Below are 19,526 nucleotides of genomic sequence, written 5' to 3'. Positions count from 1 at the left end.
TCAGCCCTGCTCAGCCCTGCTTTGCGCGGGCGTAGTGCCGGCGAGCCTTCTCGCGATTGCCGCAGATCTCCATCGAGTGCCACCTGCGGGCGTTCGACCGGCTCTGGTCGATGAGGAAGTGCTGGCAGTCGGATGCCGCGCACGGGCGGATGCGCGACCCGGTCGGCCCCTGAAGTGCCGCCCACTCCTCGATCGCGCGGGCGCCGATCGCACGATCGGCGGGCACGTCATCGCACCAGTGCACACCGTGGTCGGTGAGCTCGGCGCGGCGACGCATGGCTTCGACCCACGGTGAGAGCACGGCGACGGATGCCTCGTCGCGAAGCAGCCCGACGAGAGCCGTGCGCACGGCGCGGGCGTCGGCGATCTCGCTGGGGCTGCCGGTGGCTCCGCGCTCACGCAGCCAGGCCGCTGCGGCCCGATCGTCGCCGATCTCGTCGGCGACGTGGTCGTCGTAGACGAGCCTCGAGTTCACGAGGTCGAGCAGCAACGGTTGCTGGCGGGTGGGCATGGCGGCGTCCTTCATCTTTCGTCCGATTCTAACCCCACAAGTTCACTTGACAGGTTGGAACAACGGTGGTTCCATGTGGTTGTAACCAGTACAACAACCAAGGCCGGTTAGATACTCCGGTCAGATCGAAGGGGAACCATGTCGTACATCACCGTCGGAACCGAGAACTCCACGAACATCGACCTCTACTACGAAGACCACGGCACCGGTCAGCCGGTCGTGCTCATCCACGGCTACCCGCTCGACGGTCACTCGTGGGAGCTGCAGTCGGCCGCATTGCTCGAGGCCGGCTACCGCGTCATCACCTACGACCGCCGCGGGTTCGGGCAGTCGAGCCAGCCGACCGTCGGCTACGACTACGACACCTTCGCCGCCGACCTCAACACCGTGCTCGAGACCCTCGACCTGCGCGACGTCGTGCTCGTGGGCTTCTCGATGGGCACCGGTGAGGTCGGTCGCTACCTCGGCACCTACGGCAGCGAGCGCATCGCCAAGGCCGCGTTCCTCGCCTCGCTCGAGCCCTACCTGGTGCAGGCCGACGGCAACCCCACCGGCGTGCCGGCCGAGGTGTTCACCGGCATCGAGCAGGCCGCCGCGGCCGACCGCTACGCCTGGTTCGACGACTTCTTCCAGAACTTCTACAACCTCGACGAGAACCTCGGCAGCCGCATCAGTGAAGCCGCCGTACGCGGCAGCTGGGCGATCGCGGCCGCGTCGTCATGGTTCAGCGCAGCGGGTGTCGTGCAGAGCTGGCTCACCGACTTCCGCGCCGACATCGAGAAGATCGACGTGCCCGCACTCATCCTGCACGGCACCGCCGACCGCATCCTTCCGATCGACGCCACCGCGCGCGAGTTCGCGAAGCGACTGCCGAGCGCCGACTACGTCGAGATCGAGGGCGCGCCGCACGGCCTGCTCTGGACCCACTCCGCAGAGGTCAACGAAGCGCTGCTCACCTTCCTGCGCAAGTAGAGCCCTGCGCAAGTAGAGCACGCAGAGGTCGGTCTGCACCCCTTGCAGACGGCGATGCCCCGGAGCCCCGGCTTCGGGGCATCGCTGCGCCGCGATGCTCACTGCGCAGTTCGACCCCGAGCCATTCGGCGAGGTCGCGCACCTCGTCATCGACGGCGCGGCGGATGTCGCGGGTGAACGGCACATCCTCGTGAATCGCGTTCACGGTGAGCATGCCGGCCTTGCGGTCGACCTTGGCGTCGAGCTTGCCGACGAGTCGGTCGTCGTGCAGGATCGGCAGCGCGAAGTAGCCCCAGCGACGCTTCGCGGCCGGCTTGTACATCTCGAGCACGTACTCGAAGTCGAACAGTTGCTGCGCTCGCACGCGGTCGTAGGTCAGACGGTCGAACGGGGAGAGCAGCGCGGTGCGGCCCGTGAACGGCCGGCCGAGCGCGGTGGGGTCGACGCGCCAGATTCCGGGCACACCGTCGACGACGGCGGGTTCACCCGCCTGTCCGACGTCGACGGGTTCGAGTGGCATGGTCGTGCTCTTCTCGCGCGCGATGCCGAGCGCGGCGAGGCGACGTTCGTTGCGCACCCGGAGCGCCTCCTCGGCCGGGAGCGCGGGCGGGTGCAGCGGGTAGACGCGTTCGGCGAGGTCCCACAGCCGCTCGCGTCCGCGCCGTGCGGCGATCGCGATCTCGCCGCGCATCATGAGGAGCTCGAGCATCTGCCCGACATTGCGGTTGTGCGTCCAGCCGGTGGACTTCCACGGCACGACGCTCGTATCGGGGATGTCGCGGGAGAGCAGCGGCGCAGGCGAATCGCCGAGCCTCGCCAGGATGTCGCGGCGGAAGGTCGCGTTCTGTTCGAGCCATTCGCGAGAGCGCGGCCAGGTCGGCCACGTCGCCATGTCAGCCCGATAGAACGCGAGATCCTCGATCGGGCGGATGAGCGCGTCGACCTCGAACAGACTGCGCTCGACTTCGAGCGCGTGCACGAGATCGGCCGGCCGGTACGCCGAGCCGAGGCGGCTCCAGGCCACCAGATCGGCGTTCGGGGCGATCGCGGCGGTCGGATCGATCTGCAGCAGCGTGAGTCGCCGCACGACGTCGATCAGCTCCGTCGGGCGCGAGGCGTCGAGCAGCTGCGCGCGGATGGCGATGCGCCGCGCCTGGGTGCGGTCGAGGCGGTGAGGCTCCATACGGTCACGGTACTCGTCGGGCATCTGCGGGTCGCGTCACCCGGGCGGTGGCAGCGGATGTCTCAACGGGGGGTTGTCGTGAACGAGCGTTCACAGTAACATCGTGAACATGAGTTCACAGAAACCAGCCACAGAAGTCCCACTCGCCTTCTCAGCCGTCTACCGGGTCAATCCCGGAGCGCACGACGAGCTGGCCGACCTCGTCACCGAGTTCGTGGAATCCGTTCGCGCTGAAGGGCCAGGCACCCTCGCGCTGTCGGTCGGCCTGAGCGACGCGAGCTTCGCCGTCTCCGCGCTGCACGCAGACACGAATGCGATGGAGGAGCATCTCGCCACTATCGCTCCGTTCATCGAACGAACCTTCCAGCTCGCAGCCGTCGAGACGATCACCGTGGTCGGTGCTCCTGGCCCTCGACTCACCGCTGCCCTCGACGCGAACCGCTCAGCGGGCGCGAGCGTGACGGTCGTCGAATGTCGAGAGGGCTTCGCCAGCCTCGGCGCCTCCGCCCGCTGATACCCTGAACACGCCATGAATCCGCCCGTGACGATCGTCGATTCACTCTGTGCCCCGCCGCACGCCTGAGGCGACCGAACGTCTCCGGGCGGACCTCATCGATCAAGCGCGTGCCCTCGTGCGACGCGAAGGTGCATCGGCATTGACGATGCGCGGGCTCGCAAGCGAGGCGGGCTGCGCCGTCGGCCTGCCCTACAAAGTCTTCGCCGATCGCGAGGAGCTCGTGATCGAAGTCGCCGTGTCGGAGCTCGGCGACCTGGGCCGCCGTATGGCCGCTTGGGTCTCCGAGGCCGGCGCTTGCTCCCTGAGCGAGAACCTCGACCACTACGCGAGCATCCTGCTCGACGCCGAAACCCCGGCTCTCGTCCACGCGGAGTCACTCGACGGAGCGCGGCTGACGGCTCGGCTTTCCGAATCTGCCGAGGCTTCGATGTTCTTCGACTCGCTGGGTGTCGCCGTCGCCGACTACCTCATCGGTGAGCAGCGAGTCGGGCGCGTGCGCGATGATGTCGACACCGCGGCGTTCGGGTTCGCGATCACCGGGGCAGTCCACAACCTCGCGGCATCAGGTCCGGGTTTTCCTCGACCCTCCCGAGCTGAGCTCACGGGATACCTGCGCTCGATTGCGACGACGATCGCGACGGAGCCGCACCACGCGTGAGCAGCGCTCGCGCGGCACGCGCGGTACTGTTCGAACGTCGAATCAGAAAAGGGCCATTATGACGGAGCAGCAACTGCCGGCGGCGATCCAGGCGTTCGTCGACACGACGAACCGCGGCGATTCGGCGGGCTTCGTGGCCGCCTTCGCGGCCGATGCCTATCTGAAGGACATGTCGCGGGAGTTCCACGGCCACGACGGCGTCGCGAGCTGGAACGAGACCGACAACATCGGCCGACAGGAGCGTTTCGAGGTCGACGGCGTGCTGCCGGGAGACGCTCCCGATGAGTACGTGTTGACAGTGACCGTCTCGGGCAACGGATACAACGGGCCCGCCGAGTTCACCTTCCAGCTCGCCGGCGGGCTGATCTCGCGATTCGTCATCGCCTGAACCGGCGCGTTCACGCATCACACCGGGGTACCACATGAACAAGCAGCACTGGATTACGTCGAACCCCGGCGTGGACCTGCAAAAACCTCTCGTCGATGACCTCGTCACCGAGTCCTACCTGGTCGTGGTCGAGAAGCTGCCCCGCGCGAAACGCCCAGTCGATCCCGATTTCTTCGGCAAGAGGAGGGGTCTATGACACTGTCGGGCAAGCAGCTGCAGCAGCACGCCCGTGAGGTCGCGCGATCGCTCGATGACGTCACCCGTGGGCGGCCGTTCACCCCGCACCTTGACGTGTGGAAGGTGCATGACAAGGTTTTCCTCATCGTCACCGACGATGATCCCGACCTGCAGATCATCACTGTGAAGGTTGATCCTCACCAGGGAGACGCGCTCCGCCGTGATATCGAATCCATCACGAGCGGCCGCTATTTCGACAAGAGGCACTGGATCTCCATCGGGCCCGGTACCGGCATCACGAAACAGCTCATCGAGCACCTGGTGCACGCGTCCTACGACCTCGCAGACGGCCGCGGGCCGAGGGGGCAATCATGAGCGAGACGCCGTCGCTGTTCGACGTCGACGATGCCTCCCGGCCGCTGGCCGATCGGCTCCGGCCCCGCACCCTCCAGGATGTCGTCGGGCAGGGCCATGTTCTCGGGGCAGACGCGCCGATCGGGCGCATGGTCGACGCCCAGAGGCTCGTATCGATGGTGCTGTGGGGGCCGCCCGGGTGCGGGAAGACCACGATCGCGCGGCTCCTCGCCGAGCAGACCGACCTGGCGTTCGAACCGCTTTCCGCCACGTTCTCCGGCGTCGCCGACCTTCGTAAGGTGTTCCAGGTCGCGCAGCGTCGGCGCGAAGTCGGTCAAGGCACGCTGCTCTTCGTCGACGAGATCCACCGATTCAACCGCGCCCAGCAGGACTCGTTCCTGCCCTACGTCGAAGACGGCACCGTCATCCTCGTCGGCGCGACAACAGAGAACCCCAGCTTCGAACTCAACGGCGCGCTGTTATCCCGTACACAGGTCTTCGTTCTGAAGCGCCTCGACGACGTCGCGCTCAGCACCCTCATCACCCGGGCCGAAGCGCTCATCGGTCACCCGCTACCGCTGACCGATGATGCTCGCCAGGCGCTGATTGCGATGGCGGACGGTGACGGCCGTTACCTGCTGAACATGATTGAACAGGTCCACACCCTGCCCGGACCCGTCGACCCGGCCGCCCTCGCCGCCGCCGTGCAGAAACGGGCACCGCTCTACGACAAAGCGCAGGAAGGCCACTACAACCTCATCTCCGCCCTCCACAAGTCGATGCGTGGCTCCGACCCTGACGCAGCCCTGTACTGGTTGGCCCGGATGCTCGAGGGTGGTGAAGACCCCCTGTTCATCGCCCGCCGCATCACCCGGTTCGCGACCGAAGACATCGGCATGGCCGATCCGAACGCCGTCCAACAGGCACTCGCCGCGTGGGACGTCTACGAGCGCCTCGGCTCCCCTGAGGGAGAACTCGCGATCGCGCAGGCGGTTCTCTACCTGGCGACTGCGCCGAAGTCCATCGGCGTCTACCGCGGGTTCAACAAGGCGCGCGCCGCTGCGAAACGCACCGGATCGCTGATGCCGCCTGCGCACATCCTCAACGCTCCGACACGGCTCATGAAAGACCTGGGCTACGGCGATGGGTACCAGTACGACCCCGACACCGAGACCGGGTTCTCCGGCGCGAACTACTTCCCCGACGGCATGCCCCGGCAGACCTTCTACGAACCCACCACCGGTGGATACGAGCGGGCTATCACCGAACGGTTGCGCCACTGGGCGCAGCTCCGGGACGGCGAAACCCGCAACGACACTCCCGAATCCGACGTGGACTAACCCGCCGGCATCGAAGACGACCCCGAGCAGCTTCTGAACCTTGACGCAACGTCAGGCGGTCGTTCGAATCAGTCGAGCGTTCGGTTGCTGCGGATGACGCCTTCGGGATCGACGCGTTGCTTCACCGCGGCGAGCCGGTCGAGCACCTCGCGGTCGTAGGCATCGGCGAGCGGCGCGCCTGCCCCGAGGAAGGTCGGCACGGTGCCGCCGCCCGGGTACTTCGCCACGAGATCGCGAAGCGGCGCGAACGCTGCCGCGACATCGGTCGACGGGTCGAACAGGAGTACTCCGGAGCTGAGCAGGCCCTCGGCGTGGATCGCGCCGACCGCAGAGAACTCCGCGCCGAGCTCGTCGGCGATCGCCCCGCCCATTGCACGGATGCTGCAGCGCATGAGTCCGTGGTCTGCGCCACGAAGGAACGCCTCGACGAACTCATGGGCGAACGCATCGTCGAGCTCGCCGAGCGCGCCCCCGAAATCGGCCGAGGGCATCGGGTCGACGGGCTCGGCGGCCACGGCGGCGAGCGAGCCGATCGTGAACGGCACGAGCGTGTTCGCGATCGGCTCGGCGACGGCGAGGAGCCGGTCGGCGTACGCGCGCCCCGTCTGCTCGTCGCCGACGTGCACGAGACCGACTGTGGCGACCGTGCGGCCGCGCAGGTGCGGAGGGAGCATCGGCGCATCGGGAAAGCGCATCATGCCGATGTCGAGCCCGAGTTCGGGCTCGTCGCCTGCGAGTGCGAAGGCTGCGGCGACGACCGCTTCGGCGGACTCGGCCGGGAAGGTGAGGCCGCCCCCGAAGATGGCGTCGCCGGGATAGAGGGCGAGCTCGATCGCGGTGATGACGCCGAACAGCCCGCCGCCGCCGCGCAGCGCCCAGATGAGCTCGGCATCGTCGACATCGCTCACCCGGCGAACCTCGCCGGCGGCGTCGACGAGCTCGACCGCGATGATCGAGCGCGCCGTGATGCCGTAACGGCGGCTGAACATCGAGTGCCCGCCCCCGATCGCGAGCGCGACGACGTTGACCTCGGGGTTCGACCCCGCGAGTGCGATGAGCCCGGTGCCGTCGAGCCGCTCGAGCGCGCGGCCCCAATTGACGCCGGCGCCCACCCGCAGCACACGTGCCTGCTCGTCGACCACGATCTCGTCGAACCGTGAGGGACGGATCACGATGACTCCGGCCAGGTCGTCGTAGGCTCCGTGGCCGTTGGGCTGGGTCGTGACGCCGAGCCCCACCGCCGACGCTGTGCGGACGATCGCGCTGATGTCAGCGACATCCGCCGGCTCGACGATCGCCGCCGGACGCTGGTCGACACTGAGGTTCCACGCCATGCGTGCCGTCTCGTAGGCGGTGTCGCCGGGGAGGATGAGCGACCCGCTGAGCGCTGAGCGAAGGTCGAGCAGGTCTGAGCCGGATGAGGAGGTCATCGAGGTCCTTTCGTCGTGTGCCACGGTAGCGATGGCCTCCGACATCCGCAGCCCGAACTGGACCGATTTCTGCGGCCCCGATCGGACCAGGCATGCGTCCGGCACCGTCCGTAGCGTTGAACCACGTTCGGGCGAGCGACCGTGGCGGACGCGGTCAGGGCAGCTCGAGGCGCATGAGCACCCGCGGAAACCCGCTCAGCACCGAGCCGGTGTCGGCCGCCTTCGTGAACCCCGCCTGCTCGAAGAGCGCGCGGGTGCCGACGTAGGCCATGGTCAAGTCGACCTTCTCGCCCCGGTTGTCGACCGGATAGCCCTCGATCGCCGGCGCGCCGTGCTCGCGGGCGAAGTCGACCGCACCGGCGAGCAGATGGTGCGAGATGCCGCTCTTCCGGTGCCCGGGTCGCACCCGGAAGCACCACACCGACCACGCATCGAGGTCGTCGACATGCGGGATCAGCCGGTTCTTCGCGAAGCTCGTGTCGGCGCGCGGATGCACCGCAGCCCAGCCCACCACCTCGTCGCCGTCGTAGGCGAGCACACCGGGCGGCGGGTCGAGCTTGCACAGCCCTCGCACGCGCTCGGCCCGCTCGGGCCCGCGCAACGCCTGGTTCTCTTTCGACGAGAGCAATCGATAGCTCAGGCAGAAGCACACGTTCGACGTGGGATTCTTCGGCCCGACCATCGTCTGCACATCGTCGAACTCCGTGGCCGCGCGCACCTCGATCGTCATGTCGTCAGCCTCCCATCGCCCGCCGACAGCAGGCAGCCGGCAACAGCCGCGGCGACCCGCGGGCGCCCATATCGGTAACGGCGAAATCATGCCACCCTGATCCCACCTGATCAGCCGACCATGGAGGTGCCGTGTCTCGAATCGACCGCGCAACGAACCGAATCGCGGCATCCATCGTCGTGGCCGCGCTGGTGCTCTCCGCACTCGGTGCGTGCTCGTTGCCGCGCCGGCTCGTGGAGGGTGCAGAGGAGGCGCTGACCGAGGGGCCGTTCTACGCGCTTCCGACGCCGATGCCCGAGGGCGAGCCGGGCGAGCTCGTGCGAAGCGAGCCGCTCGCAAGCGCCGCCGACGGCGTCGAAGCGTGGCGGGTGCTGTACCACTCGACCGATCTCGAGGGCGAGGACATCCTCGTCTCGGGCATCGTCGCGGCGCCCGAAGGTGCCGCTCCCGACGGGGGTCGAACCGTCGTGTCGTGGGCGCATCCGACGACCGGCACGACGACGCGGTGCGGGCCATCGGTCGGCATCGACCCGTTCGACCTCATCGAAGGGCTGGGTGAGCTGATCGAACGCGGCTACATCGTGGTCGCCACCGACTATTCGGGCATGGGTGCGGCCGGCCCCGACTCGTTCCTCGTCGGCCTGACCGAGGGGCGCAATGTGCTCGACGCGGTGCGGGCGGCCGCGCAACTCGATGTCGGCGCGAGCGATCGCGTCGCGCTCTGGGGGCACTCGCAGGGCGGCCACGCCGCGTTGTTCGCCGCCGAGCAGGCGGGCTCCTATGCTCCCGACCTCGACGTGCAGGCGGTCGCCGTCGCCGCGCCGGCGGTGGACCTCGTCAAGTTGCTCGACGCCGATATCGGCGACATCTCGGGCGTCACGATCGCCTCGTACGCGTTCGACGCGTACGCCTCGGTGTACGCGTCGACTCCGGGCATCGACCTCGATGGCATCCTGACGCCGGCGGCCGTTGCCGCGGTGCCGCACATGGCCGACCTCTGCCTGCTCGGGCAGAACGACGAGCTGCACGACATCGGTCGCCCGTTGATCGGCGGCTTCCTCGCCGCCGATCCGGCGTCGACAGAACCCTGGGCGACGTTGCTCGAGGACAACACGCCGGGCGCAACCCGGCTCGACGTGCCGCTGTACGTCGCTCAGGGTGCGACCGACACGCTCGTGCGGCCCGAGGTCACTGCGGCGTTCGTGCAGCAGCAGCGCGACCTCGGCACGGAGGTCACGAGCGAGGTCATCGCCGACACCGGCCACGCGCTCGTCGCATTGCGGGCGCTGCACACCATGCTGCCGTGGCTGGAGAAAGCTGCACCGTCGGCAGTGGGGTGATGGCCGCCGGGCCGGCCGGGACGCCCGACCGCAGCGCCGGCTCCTACTAGAGGGCGAGCACGTTCCAGCGATATCGCCTCGCTCGTCGGTCGTCGTGTGATCGCGCCGGAATCCGAGCTTCTCGAGCGCGCGCGCTCGGCCACCACCTGCCGCGAGGTCGCGCTGGGCTGAACGCCGGCGACATCCGCTTCGCCCGTCGTTCATGAATGCGTTACCTCCCCGTCGCCGACGGGCCGTGTCGGAGACCGGTGCCGGACGTACCGTGCCCAAGGCCGCGCTCGCGGAGTCTCGCCACTACTCGCAAGAAGGTATGCGCCCATGCCCCCGCTCAGCACCAGCACCAAGCAGACCCGGTCGCGCGCCGAACGGTATGTCGCGCTGATCCTTGCCACAGCACTCGCCGCCGCCGGCCTGACCATCGCGGGTATCGCAGCCCCCTCGCCCGCCGAGGCCGCGCCCGACACCGGTGGTCTCGACCTGTCGGGCGGCGGCTCCAGCCTGCTCACCGCCGAGACGGAAGCACTCGCCCCCGGGCTCGAGCTGACGGACTTCCGCCGGCTGCAGCCCGCCGGATGGGTGACCGGCCACGTCATGCGCGCCGACCTCACGACGCCCACGCTGTCGCTCGACGTGCTCGACGTCGGCGCAGTCACCGGTGGCGGCACGGTGTCGCAGCAGCTCGACGGCACCGACGCCATCGCCGCCGTCAACGGCGACTACTTCGACATGAACGCCTCGGTCGCGCCCGTCGGCGTGAACGTCTCGCCGAACACCGGCCTGCGCACCGCGAGCGGCGGTGCCCGCCAGGCATTCACGATCACCGACGGCATCGCCGCGGTGCAGCAGCTCATGGTGCAGGGCACTCTCGAGGTCGGCGGCGTCGAGACGCCGCTCGGCGGCGTGAACACCCCGGGCCTCGGCACCGGCGCCATCGGCTGGTACACCGCCGCTTGGGGCGCGCACCCGCTCAGTCGCCCGCTCGGCGGACCGGGTGAGCTCGCGGCATCCGTCGCCATGGTCGTCGTCACCGACGGCGTCGTGCAATCGGTGACCACCGACCCCACAGTGCTCAGCGCGCCTGCGAACATCGCCGACGGCTCTGGCGTGCTCATCGGCCGCGAGGCCGGCGCCGCGACGCTCGCCGCGCTCGTGGTCGGTCAGCAGGTCGACGTCACCGTCGGCACCGACCACGACGTCGATCTCGCGGTGAGCGGCTCGCAGCGCATGATCGTCGACGGCGTGCAGACCGCCGCCGACCAGGTCGAGGCCGCGCGCACCGCCGTGGGTGTGAATCCCGACGGCACCGAGATCACCGTCGTCTCCATCGACGGTCGCGCCGGCGACGGCCGTGGCATGACGATCCAGGAACTCGGCGACCTCATGCTCGACCTCGGCGTGCACAACGCCGTGAACCTCGACGGCGGCGGATCCACCACGATGCTCGCCCGTCGCGCCGGCACGACCGAGACGCAGGTGATCAACCGTCCGTCAGACGGCAGCGAGCGCGTCGTCGCCAACAGCCTCGCGTTCTTCTCGAGCGCACCGGCAGGCACGCTGACGGATGTCGCGGTGGCGCCCGCCGCCCAACTGGCCGATGCCGATGCGGTGTTCCCCCGGCTCGGTCGCACGATCGCCGCGACGGGACTCGACGAGAACCTCGGGGGCGTGCCCGTCAGCGGCGAGTTCAGTGCCGAAGCCGGAGTGGCGGTCGAACCGGTCGACGGCGCCACCGCCCGAGTCATCGGGGTGTCGAGCGGTCGCAGCAACGTGGCCTTCACGGCCGATGGCAAAACCGCGACGACGGAACTTCGAGTGCTCGGCGAGCTGCAGCGCATCCGCCCGAGCAGCACGGTCGTGGCGCTGCCCGACCCCGGCCAGACGGCCAGCGTGAGCCTGACCGGGTTGGACGCCGACGGCTTCACCGCCCCGCTCGAGACGGCGGATGTCGCGGTGGAGAGCGGCGCCGACGTCACCGTGACCGCCGACGGTCGCGACACGTTCCTCATCACTCCGAACACCGAGAGCGGCTCGGCGACGGTGACGTTCACCGCCGACGGTCGCAGCGTCGACGTCGCTGTGACGATCGGATACCGCAGCGAGTCGATCGCCGACTTCGCCGACGGGGCGACCTGGGGCAAGGCCTCCGACCGGGCGAGCGGCACGACCACGCTCAGTGTGGGACCCGCGGGCGAGCCGGCGCTCGCGCTCGACTACGACTTCACGCAGAGCACCGGCACCCGCGGGTACTACGCCATCGCGCCCGAGATGTCGACGCCGGGCAGCCTCGGCCGTGAGGTCGCCGGGCAGCCGCAGGCCCTCACCCTCTGGATCAACGGCGACGGCAGCGGGATCTGGCCGCGAATCCAGATGAAGAACGGCGCCGGCACCACGATCAACCTCGATGGGCCCGTGGTCGACTGGACCGGCTGGCGGCAGGTGCGGTTCAACGTGCCCGCTGGCACGCCCTACCCGCTGCACCTGCAGCGCATCCGAATGCTCGAGACCCGCTCGGCAGTGCAGTACCGAGGTCATGTCGAGATCGCCGGCCTCGAGGCGATCGTCGCCCCCGACGTCGACCAGCCCGTCGCGCCGGTGGTGCACGACCCGGTGATCGTCACGAACGGCACCGTCGACGAGCGGCCGCAGCGCATCGCGGTCATGAGCGACGCGCAGTTCGTGGCCCGCAGCCCCGAGAGCGGTGCCGTCGAGGGCGCGCGCCGCACGCTGCGCGAGATCCTCGCCGCCGAACCCGACTACCTCGTCATCAACGGCGACTTCGTCGACGAGGCGAGCGTGGCCGACATCGCCTTCGCAGAGCAGATCCTCGAAGAGGAGGTGGGCGACCGGTTGCCGTACGTGTACGTGCCCGGCAACCACGAGGTCATGGGCGGCCCGATCTCGAACTTCGAGGCCGTCTTCGGTGAGACCAGCACTGCGATCACGCTCGGAAAGACGAGGCTCGTGACGCTCAACACGTCGGCCGGCTCGTTCCGTGCGTCGGATCGCGAGCAGCTCGGCCTCCTCGATCGCGAACTGGCGGATGCCTCGGAGGATTCGTCGATCACGGGCGTGCTCGTCTTCGCGCACCACCCCGCCGACGACCCGCAACCCGCGAAGGCGAGCCAGCTCGGCGACCGGTACGAGGCGTCGGCGTTCACCGCCGCGCTCGGCGAGTTCCGTGCGGATTCGGGCAAGTCGATCGCCGTGGTCAACGCGCATGTCGGGGCGTTCCACGCGACCTCGGCGGACGGCGTCTCGCAGCTCATCAACGGCAACTCGGGCAAGGGCCCGTCGGGCACCCCCGAGACGGGCGGATTCACCGGCTGGACGATGCTCGGCGTCAACCCGTCGGCGGGCGTCGTGGGGCACGACCCCGAGACCGTCGTCGATCGCACGCGATGGATGCGTGCGGAGGTGAAGGCCCGTGTCGACGCCCTCGCTCTCGACGCGCCGACCGTGCTCACCGAGGGTGAGACGGTGACGGTGTCCGCCACGATCGAGCAGGACGGTGGGCGCACCGTGCCGGTCGCATGGCCGATGAGCGCTCGGTGGGGCGGCGACGGGGTCACGGTCGACGGCGGCCAGGGCGCCGGTCTCGAGCGGGCGGTCGCGGCCACGGGGGTGTTGCGACTCAACCCGGCGACCGGTGAGCTCACGGCGCTCGCCGCGGGCGACGGCGCCGTCGAGGTCAGCGTCAACGGCGTCACCTCGCGCGTCGAGGTGCACGTCGCAGTGGTCGACCCGGGGACTGATCCCGGCCCGGGAACGGACCCGGGAACCGACCCCGGAACCGGCTCCGGCGCAGGGTCGGGCAGCGACTCGGGTGCCCAGCCCGGTGGGGCCGACGGTGCTCCCGACGGCCTCGCCTCGACGGGCTTCACGGGCGCATGGCTCGGCGGACTCGCTCTCGCGCTGCTCGCAGCGGGCGGAGTTGCGATGGTGGTGCGGCTCCGACTCAAGCGCAAGCGTGCGCTCGCCGCTCCGACCCCGGTGGAGGCATTCCCGCGAGACGGCAGCATGCCTCCGATGTAACGATTGACCCTCGTTCGGGGGATACCCTGAGGCCGACGCCCCGAGCGGGCAATAGCATGGCGCACGAATCGGCGTCGCGCGTGCGCTTCCCACGCTTTCGGTGTGCACTGTTCGCGCGCGACGCAACGTACGTCACGTTTTCGAATCAGGCCAGGGAGGCCCTCAACGATGAGAACGAAACTACTGTCCGCCGCCGCAGGCGGCTCTCTCCTGCTGCTCGCGCTCGCGGCATGTTCGTCTGCGCCCGAGAGCGGATCGGATGCCGGCGGCCTCGTCGGCACCGGAACCGGCGCCGAGTGCACGATCGACGCCGAGATCCCCGTCGCCGCCGCGTTCAGTCTGACGGGTGCCGCCGCGCAATACGGCGCGGGCCAGAAGAACGCCCTCGAGATGGCCGTCGACGACCTCAACGAAGTCGGCGGGGTCACCTACGCGCTCACGGTCGAAGACGACGAGACCGACCCCAAGCAGGCGATCCAGGTGTTCGACGGTTTCATCGCCGACGGCGCGAGCGTCATCATCGGCCCGACGCTCTCGAACACGGCGATGCAGACGGATCCGGTCGCGCAGGACGCGGGTGTGCCCGTGCTCGGCGTTTCGAACACCGCCGCCGGCATCACCGAGATCGGCGACCACATCTTCCGCGACTCGCTCACGGAGGATGCCGTGATCCCGCAGACCGTGCAGGCCGCGGTCGAGAAGTTCGGACTCGAGAAGGTCGTCGTGATGTACAGCAACGACGACGCCTTCACCGAGTCGGGCTACCAGGCGTTCGCCGCAGCTCTCGAGGAGGAGGGGGTCGAGATCGCCGAGACCCTGACGTTCCTCAAGGCCGACACCGACTTCCGTGCACTGCTCGACAAGGCGAAGCAATCCGATCCGGATGCGATCGTGGTGTCGGCGCTCATCGATGCGGCGGTGCCTCTCGTGACCCAGGCTCGCGAGATCGGACTCGACGTGCCGATCATCGGCGGCAACGGGTTCAACTCGCCCGCGCTCATCTCGGGCGCCGGCGAAGCCGCTGAGGGCGTCGTGGTCGGTGCTGCGTGGAACTCGGCCTCCGACAACGAGCAGAACGTCGCGTTCATCGACGCGTACACCGAGCGATTCGACGCTGCGCCCGACCAGTTCTCGGCACAGGCGTATGCGGGCATGCAGATCATCGACGAGGCGGTTCGTGCGAACTGCTCCGGCGAGCGCGAAGACATCACGGCGGGGCTCGCCGAGATCACCGACGTTCCCACGGTGCTCGGCAACGTGTCGATCGACGAGAACCGGGATGCCGTGCACGAGGCACTCGTGCAGATCGTCGAGGGCGGCGAGTTCGTCATCCTCGAGTAATGCTCGTCACTGCGGCACGCAACCGTTAGCGTGAGCCGTGCGTCGTCCGGATGCCTCGGATGACGCACGGCTCGGATGACGCACGGCTCGATCTGACGCACGGCTCGATCTAGGGACACAAATGCAGCTCTTCGTCGATGGGATCTTCCTCGGCTCGATCTATGCCTTGTTCGCCATCGGGTTCACGCTCGTCTTCGGCATTCTGGACCGGTTGAACCTCGCGCATGCCGCGGTGTTCTCTGCCGGCGCCCTCGTGGGCATCGAGGTCGTCACCCGCTTCGGTGTCTCGATCTGGGTCGCGATCCCGATCGTCTTCGTGCTCGGAGCCGTACTCGGGGTGCTCATCGAGCGCATCGCGTTCCGACCGCTCGCGGGTCGGCACGACGCGCATTTCGCCGGTCTGATCTCCTCGATCGCGTTCGGTGCGATCATCCTCTCCGTGCTGCTGGCGCTCTACGGGGCCGACACGGTGCGGTTCCCGGCGGATGCCTTCCCCACGACCAGGCTCGACTTCCTGGGCGCATCGTTCTCACTCCTGCAACTCGTGATTCTCGTCGTCAGCGTGTCGCTCATGGTCGTGCTGACGTGGGTCGTCGCGAAGTCCAAACTCGGAAGGGGCATGCGCACGATCGCCGAGAACCCCCATGCGGCCGCCGTCCTGGGGCTGAACGTGGGCCGGATCAGCAGCATCACCTTCGCCATCTCCTCAGCCCTCGGCGCCGTCGCGGGCGTGCTCTTCGCCCTCAACGTGAATGCCGCCAACCTCGGCATCGGGCATGCGGTCGAACTCAAAGCCCTCGCCGTGATCATCGTGGGCGGGCTGGGATCACTGCCCGGCGCCCTCGTCGGCGGCCTCGTCCTCGGACTCGCTGAGGTGTACGCGGTCAACACCGTCGGCAGCTCGTGGCGCGACATGGTCGCATTCGGGTTGCTCTTCCTGATCCTCATCATCAGGCCGCAAGGCATCTTCGGAGCGCGCAAGGTGCGTGAGGTCTAGACATGTTCGAGTACTCGTCGCTGCTCACCTTCATCGCTTTGACGGCGATCCTCGCCTTCAGCTTCTACGCGGTGCTCATCGCCGGCCAGTTGAGCCTCGCGCAACTCGGCCTCGCATCACTCGCGGCGTTCACTTCGAGCCTCGTCGTGCCGACCGAACCGTTGTTCGGTGTCATCCCGCCGCTGGCCGTCGGGGTCGTGTTCGGAATGGCGGTCGGCGTCATCGCAGCGTTCATCATCGGGTTGCCCGTCATGCGACTGCGCGGAGTGTTCCTGGCCATCGCGACGCTCGCCTTCGGCGAGATGGTGCGGATCTTCCTGATCAACCAGTCGTGGACGAACGGCGCACAGGGCATGAGCTTCCCGAAGCTCGTCGGCCCCGAGACGGCGTGGATCGCACTCGCGCTCGTCGGCTTCTGGTTCTGGCGTCTGTCGGGCTCGCGCATGGGGCGCGCGTTCGCGGCGATCCGTGAAGACGAGCTCGCTGCGGCCACCATGGGCATCAATGTGACCCGATATCGAATGGCCTCGTTCGTCATCGCGGGCGCGGTCGCGGGCCTGTACGGGGTGCTCTTCACGCATTTCACAAGGTTCGCCGACCCGAACGAGTTCTCGTTCCCCGCCGCGGTCGACGGCCTGGTCACGGCCGTGGTCGGCGGAACGACGCTCTTCATCGGGCCGCTCCTCGGCTCGATCTTCCTCTCCGCACTCCCCGAACTCCAGCGCAGTCTCGGCATCGACGCGGGATGGATACGACCGGTCATGTCGGGAGTACTGCTCCTCGTCGTCATCCTGTTCCTGCCCGGCGGACTCTCGGGGCTGATCCCGCGAAGGTGGAGGTCGTCGAGCCGGCTCGTCAGCGACCCTGCGTCGATGCCGCAACTCGCCCCGCTTCCGCCGGCAGGCACGGAGATCATGCGCCTGCACGGTCTCGGCAAATCGTACGGCGGGGTGAGAGCCGTCCACGACGTCGACCTCACCCTCACCGGCGCAGAAGTGCTCGGCCTGATCGGGCCCAACGGAGCCGGCAAGACGACGCTCGTGAACATGGTCACCGGTGTGACCGTTCCGTCGACGGGGTCGGGCAATGTGCTGGGCATCGAGCTCACCGCCAAGACGCGGGCGCACCGAATCGCGCGAGCGGGCGTGGCACGCACGTTCCAGCAGGTCAAGCTCTTCGACCGGCTCTCGGCACTCGACAATGTGCTCGTCGGCGGTTACCGCATCAGTCGTGACACGCTGCTCAGGAGGCTGATCTTCCTCCCGTCGGCCCGCAGGTTCGAACGGCAGGCGGCGGCCGTGGCATCCGCTCAGTTGATCCGTGTCGGCCTCGGCGACAAGGCGGCGACGGCCGCCGGTGACCTGTCGTACGGCGACCAGCGTCGGCTGGAGATCGCCCGTGCCCTCGCCTCGCATCCCACGATGCTCGTGCTCGACGAGCCGGCCGCGGGCATGAACCAGGTGGAGGCGGAGCGCCTCTCCGAGCTGATCCGTTCGCTGGCAGCCGACGGCGTTGCGGTGCTCATCATCGAGCACAACGTGCGGATGATGCTCGCTACGTGCGATCGAATCATGGTGCTCGACTTCGGCGAGGTCATCGCGCAGGGGACCCCGGCCGAGGTCGCGCGCGACCCGCGTGTGCTGGAGGCCTATCTCGGAGCCGACGGCGACGCGACAGCCGAATTCGCCGCAGAGGAGCTCGCCGAGGTGGTCGCGGAGGTGGCCGTCGACCCGACGACCCATGACGACGAAGGCGGAACGGGGGAGACACGATGAGCGCTCCGATCCTCAGCATCGAAGGCCTGCATGTGAGCTACGGACGCGTGGACGCGGTGCGCGACGTCTCGTTCGACGTCGAGCGCGGCGCCCTTGTCACGCTCGTCGGTGCGAACGGCGCCGGCAAGACATCGATCCTGGGCGCGATCTCCGGTCTCGTGCGCCCGCGAAGCGGCGTGGTTCGCTTCAACGGTGCGGATGTCACGCGGTGGCCCGCCCACCGTCTCGTCAAGGCTGGGCTCGTGCAGGTGCCCGAGGGCCGCGAGATTCTCGGCACGCTGACGGTGGACGAGAATCTCAGCCTCGGCGGCTGGCACCGCGGTCGAACGATGCACGACAGCATTGCTCGGGTGTATGAACGCTTTCCGATCCTCCGGGAGCGTCGCAGGCTGCATGCCGGCGCGCTCTCGGGCGGCGAACAGCAGATGCTCGCGATTGCACGGGCGCTCATCGCCGAGCCCGAGGTGCTGCTGCTCGACGAACCGTCGATGGGGCTTGCCCCGAAGATCGTCGATCAGGTCTTCACCGTGATCGCCGAGATTCGCGACGCCGGCACGACCGTCGTTCTCGTGGAGCAGAACGCGCGACGCGCGCTCGCCGCGGCCGATGTCGGCTACGTGCTCGAAACGGGTGAGGTCACGCATTCCGGTCCGGCGCGCGACCTGCTCTCAGACGAACGGGTGATCGAGGCATACCTGGGATTGAGTTAGTCCTCAGTTCGATCGGTCGGCGATGCCACGTCGATGAGCACCTTGCCCACGGTGCCCGCCTCCACCGCATCGTGCGCCTCGGCGGTACGCTCCAGCGGGAAGCGCGTGACGGGGAGTCCGGATGCCTCGCCGACGTCGAGCGCGCCGTCGGCGAGCGCTCGCCCGATGTCCTCGGCGGCGGCCGCGAGGGGCTCGGCGCCGACGGTGTAGAGCAGCAGGAACTGGTACCGCACGTTCAGCGAGAAGTGGAAACGCACGTCGAGCACCATCTCGCTGCCGCCGTCAGTGGCGTACACGGCGATCGTGCCGTGGTTGGCGATGACGCTCGAGTTGAGCTGGGCGTTGCGGGCCGGCGAGACCTCGACGACGATGTCGACGCCGTCGGGAGCGATCGCGCGAATGGCACGGGTCGTGTCGCCCGCCCGGTAGTTCACCACGTGGTGCGCGCCCGCTGCCGTCGCGAGTGCTGCCTTCTCGGGCGAGCTCACGGTCGTGATGACTCGCGCACCCGACCAGCGGGCGAGCTGGATCGCCGCATGGCCGACGGCACCGGCCCCACCGGCGACGAGCACGGTGCGACCGTCGAGGGCTCCGGGGCCGAGTCGCGACGGGCCGCCCTCGGCGACCGTGAGGGCACGGTGCGCGGTCATCGCGGGAATGCCGAGGCTCGCGCCGATGTCGAAGCTCGCGGCATCCGGAAGGGGCACGACCCGCTCTGCCGGCACTACCGTGACCTCCTGGGCTGTGCCGGTCGGCCGCTCGTGGGCGGCGAGGAACAGCCACACCCGATCGCCGACCTCGAGGCCACTCACGCCGGGGCCGACCGCATCGACGACGCCCGCGCCATCCTGATCGGGGACGACCTCGGGGAACGGGGTGGGCCTGCCCGGCCGCCCGCCGGCACGCGCCTTCCAATCGGTGGGGTTCACGCCCGACACCACGATCCGCACTCGCACCTCACCCGCGCCGGGCTCGAGGAGTTCGCGCTCCACCAGGTTCAATACGGATGAATCACCGGACTGCGAATACACGATCGCTCTCATGCTCAAAGACAACACAGCGGGCGCGGTG

At 68.7% G+C, this 19,526-nt stretch carries 18 protein-coding genes; 13 read left to right on the top strand and 5 right to left on the bottom strand.

The annotated features are described in order from the left end of the window. Positions 1 to 10: 10 nt before the first annotated feature. Positions 11 to 511, bottom strand: coding sequence for a CGNR zinc finger domain-containing protein (locus AC1C2R_RS04235; protein WP_495379085.1), 501 nt, complete (start codon positions 509 to 511; stop codon positions 11 to 13). Positions 512 to 649: 138 nt separating this feature from the next. On the opposite strand from AC1C2R_RS04235, the gene AC1C2R_RS04230 reads away from it, so the two are divergent. Then, positions 650 to 1,483, top strand: coding sequence for an alpha/beta fold hydrolase (locus AC1C2R_RS04230; protein WP_495379084.1), 834 nt, complete (start codon positions 650 to 652; stop codon positions 1,481 to 1,483). Here AC1C2R_RS04230 and AC1C2R_RS04225 read toward each other — a convergent pair. Further along, the gene (locus tag AC1C2R_RS04225; protein ID WP_495379083.1) at positions 1,464 to 2,666 is read right to left on the bottom strand and encodes a DNA glycosylase AlkZ-like family protein; all 1,203 of its coding nucleotides are present in this window, start codon (positions 2,664 to 2,666) and stop codon (positions 1,464 to 1,466) included. The two genes, AC1C2R_RS04230 and AC1C2R_RS04225, sit on opposite strands and share 20 nt — an antisense overlap. A gap of 109 nt (positions 2,667 to 2,775) precedes the next feature. Between AC1C2R_RS04225 and AC1C2R_RS04220 the strand changes: the two genes are divergently transcribed. From AC1C2R_RS04220 to AC1C2R_RS04195, 6 genes are read left to right on the top strand one after another with little or no spacing between them, the layout of a single operon-like run. Beyond that, positions 2,776 to 3,180, top strand: a complete 405-nt coding sequence (locus tag AC1C2R_RS04220; RefSeq protein WP_495379082.1) for an NIPSNAP family protein — start codon at positions 2,776 to 2,778, stop codon at positions 3,178 to 3,180. A 49-nt stretch (positions 3,181 to 3,229) separates the two neighbouring features. Beyond that, entirely contained in the window at positions 3,230 to 3,841 is a 612-nt protein-coding gene (locus tag AC1C2R_RS04215) for a TetR/AcrR family transcriptional regulator (protein ID WP_495379081.1), read from the top strand. 58 nt (positions 3,842 to 3,899) lie between these two features. Continuing rightward, positions 3,900 to 4,229 carry a nuclear transport factor 2 family protein gene (locus tag AC1C2R_RS04210; RefSeq protein WP_495379080.1) on the top strand — a complete coding sequence of 110 codons (330 nt, stop codon included), beginning with the start codon at positions 3,900 to 3,902 and terminating at the stop codon, positions 4,227 to 4,229. Positions 4,230 to 4,263: 34 nt separating this feature from the next. Beyond that, complete coding sequence (locus AC1C2R_RS04205; RefSeq protein ID WP_495379079.1) at positions 4,264 to 4,425, top strand: MmcQ/YjbR family DNA-binding protein; 162 nt, start codon at positions 4,264 to 4,266, stop codon at positions 4,423 to 4,425. Next, positions 4,422 to 4,781: an MmcQ/YjbR family DNA-binding protein gene (locus AC1C2R_RS04200; RefSeq protein ID WP_495379078.1), complete on the top strand. Its 360-nt coding sequence runs from the start codon at positions 4,422 to 4,424 to the stop codon at positions 4,779 to 4,781. Before AC1C2R_RS04205 ends, AC1C2R_RS04200 begins: the two co-directional genes overlap by 4 nt. After that, complete coding sequence (locus AC1C2R_RS04195) at positions 4,778 to 6,100, top strand: replication-associated recombination protein A (RefSeq protein WP_495379077.1); 1,323 nt, start codon at positions 4,778 to 4,780, stop codon at positions 6,098 to 6,100. Before AC1C2R_RS04200 ends, AC1C2R_RS04195 begins: the two co-directional genes overlap by 4 nt. A gap of 68 nt (positions 6,101 to 6,168) precedes the next feature. Here AC1C2R_RS04195 and AC1C2R_RS04190 read toward each other — a convergent pair whose 3' ends face one another. Next, positions 6,169 to 7,530 (bottom strand): FAD-binding oxidoreductase, encoded by a 1,362-nt coding sequence (locus AC1C2R_RS04190; RefSeq protein ID WP_495379076.1) that lies wholly within the window; start codon positions 7,528 to 7,530, stop codon positions 6,169 to 6,171. A gap of 154 nt (positions 7,531 to 7,684) precedes the next feature. Continuing rightward, on the bottom strand, positions 7,685 to 8,260 hold the full coding sequence (locus AC1C2R_RS04185; protein WP_495379075.1) for a GNAT family N-acetyltransferase: 576 nt from the start codon (positions 8,258 to 8,260) through the stop codon (positions 7,685 to 7,687). Positions 8,261 to 8,391: 131 nt separating this feature from the next. Between AC1C2R_RS04185 and AC1C2R_RS04180 the strand changes: the two genes are divergently transcribed. The 6 genes from AC1C2R_RS04180 (at position 8,392) to AC1C2R_RS04155 (ending at position 18,455) form a co-directional block, all read left to right on the top strand. Beyond that, positions 8,392 to 9,600 (top strand): alpha/beta hydrolase family protein, encoded by a 1,209-nt coding sequence (locus tag AC1C2R_RS04180; RefSeq protein ID WP_495379074.1) that lies wholly within the window; start codon positions 8,392 to 8,394, stop codon positions 9,598 to 9,600. Positions 9,601 to 9,918: 318 nt separating this feature from the next. Continuing rightward, the gene (locus AC1C2R_RS04175; protein ID WP_495379073.1) at positions 9,919 to 13,632 is read left to right on the top strand and encodes a phosphodiester glycosidase family protein; all 3,714 of its coding nucleotides are present in this window, start codon (positions 9,919 to 9,921) and stop codon (positions 13,630 to 13,632) included. A gap of 168 nt (positions 13,633 to 13,800) precedes the next feature. Continuing rightward, positions 13,801 to 14,973 carry an ABC transporter substrate-binding protein gene (locus tag AC1C2R_RS04170; protein WP_495379072.1) on the top strand — a complete coding sequence of 391 codons (1,173 nt, stop codon included), beginning with the start codon at positions 13,801 to 13,803 and terminating at the stop codon, positions 14,971 to 14,973. Positions 14,974 to 15,094: 121 nt separating this feature from the next. Next, positions 15,095 to 15,970 carry a branched-chain amino acid ABC transporter permease gene (locus AC1C2R_RS04165; protein WP_495379071.1) on the top strand — a complete coding sequence of 292 codons (876 nt, stop codon included), beginning with the start codon at positions 15,095 to 15,097 and terminating at the stop codon, positions 15,968 to 15,970. A gap of 2 nt (positions 15,971 to 15,972) precedes the next feature. After that, positions 15,973 to 17,745: a branched-chain amino acid ABC transporter ATP-binding protein/permease gene (locus AC1C2R_RS04160; RefSeq protein WP_495379070.1), complete on the top strand. Its 1,773-nt coding sequence runs from the start codon at positions 15,973 to 15,975 to the stop codon at positions 17,743 to 17,745. Further along, complete coding sequence (locus tag AC1C2R_RS04155) at positions 17,742 to 18,455, top strand: ABC transporter ATP-binding protein (RefSeq protein ID WP_495379069.1); 714 nt, start codon at positions 17,742 to 17,744, stop codon at positions 18,453 to 18,455. Before AC1C2R_RS04160 ends, AC1C2R_RS04155 begins: the two co-directional genes overlap by 4 nt. Here AC1C2R_RS04155 and AC1C2R_RS04150 read toward each other — a convergent pair. Then, positions 18,452 to 19,498, bottom strand: a complete 1,047-nt coding sequence (locus AC1C2R_RS04150) for an NADPH:quinone reductase (protein ID WP_495379068.1) — start codon at positions 19,496 to 19,498, stop codon at positions 18,452 to 18,454. The two genes, AC1C2R_RS04155 and AC1C2R_RS04150, sit on opposite strands and share 4 nt — an antisense overlap. Positions 19,499 to 19,526: the final 28 nt, after the last annotated feature.

The sequence above is a fragment of the Agromyces sp. Y182 genome (genome assembly GCF_059445385.1).
Note: the sequence above shows the minus strand (reverse complement) of the source record. Positions and strands in the feature narration are given on the sequence as shown.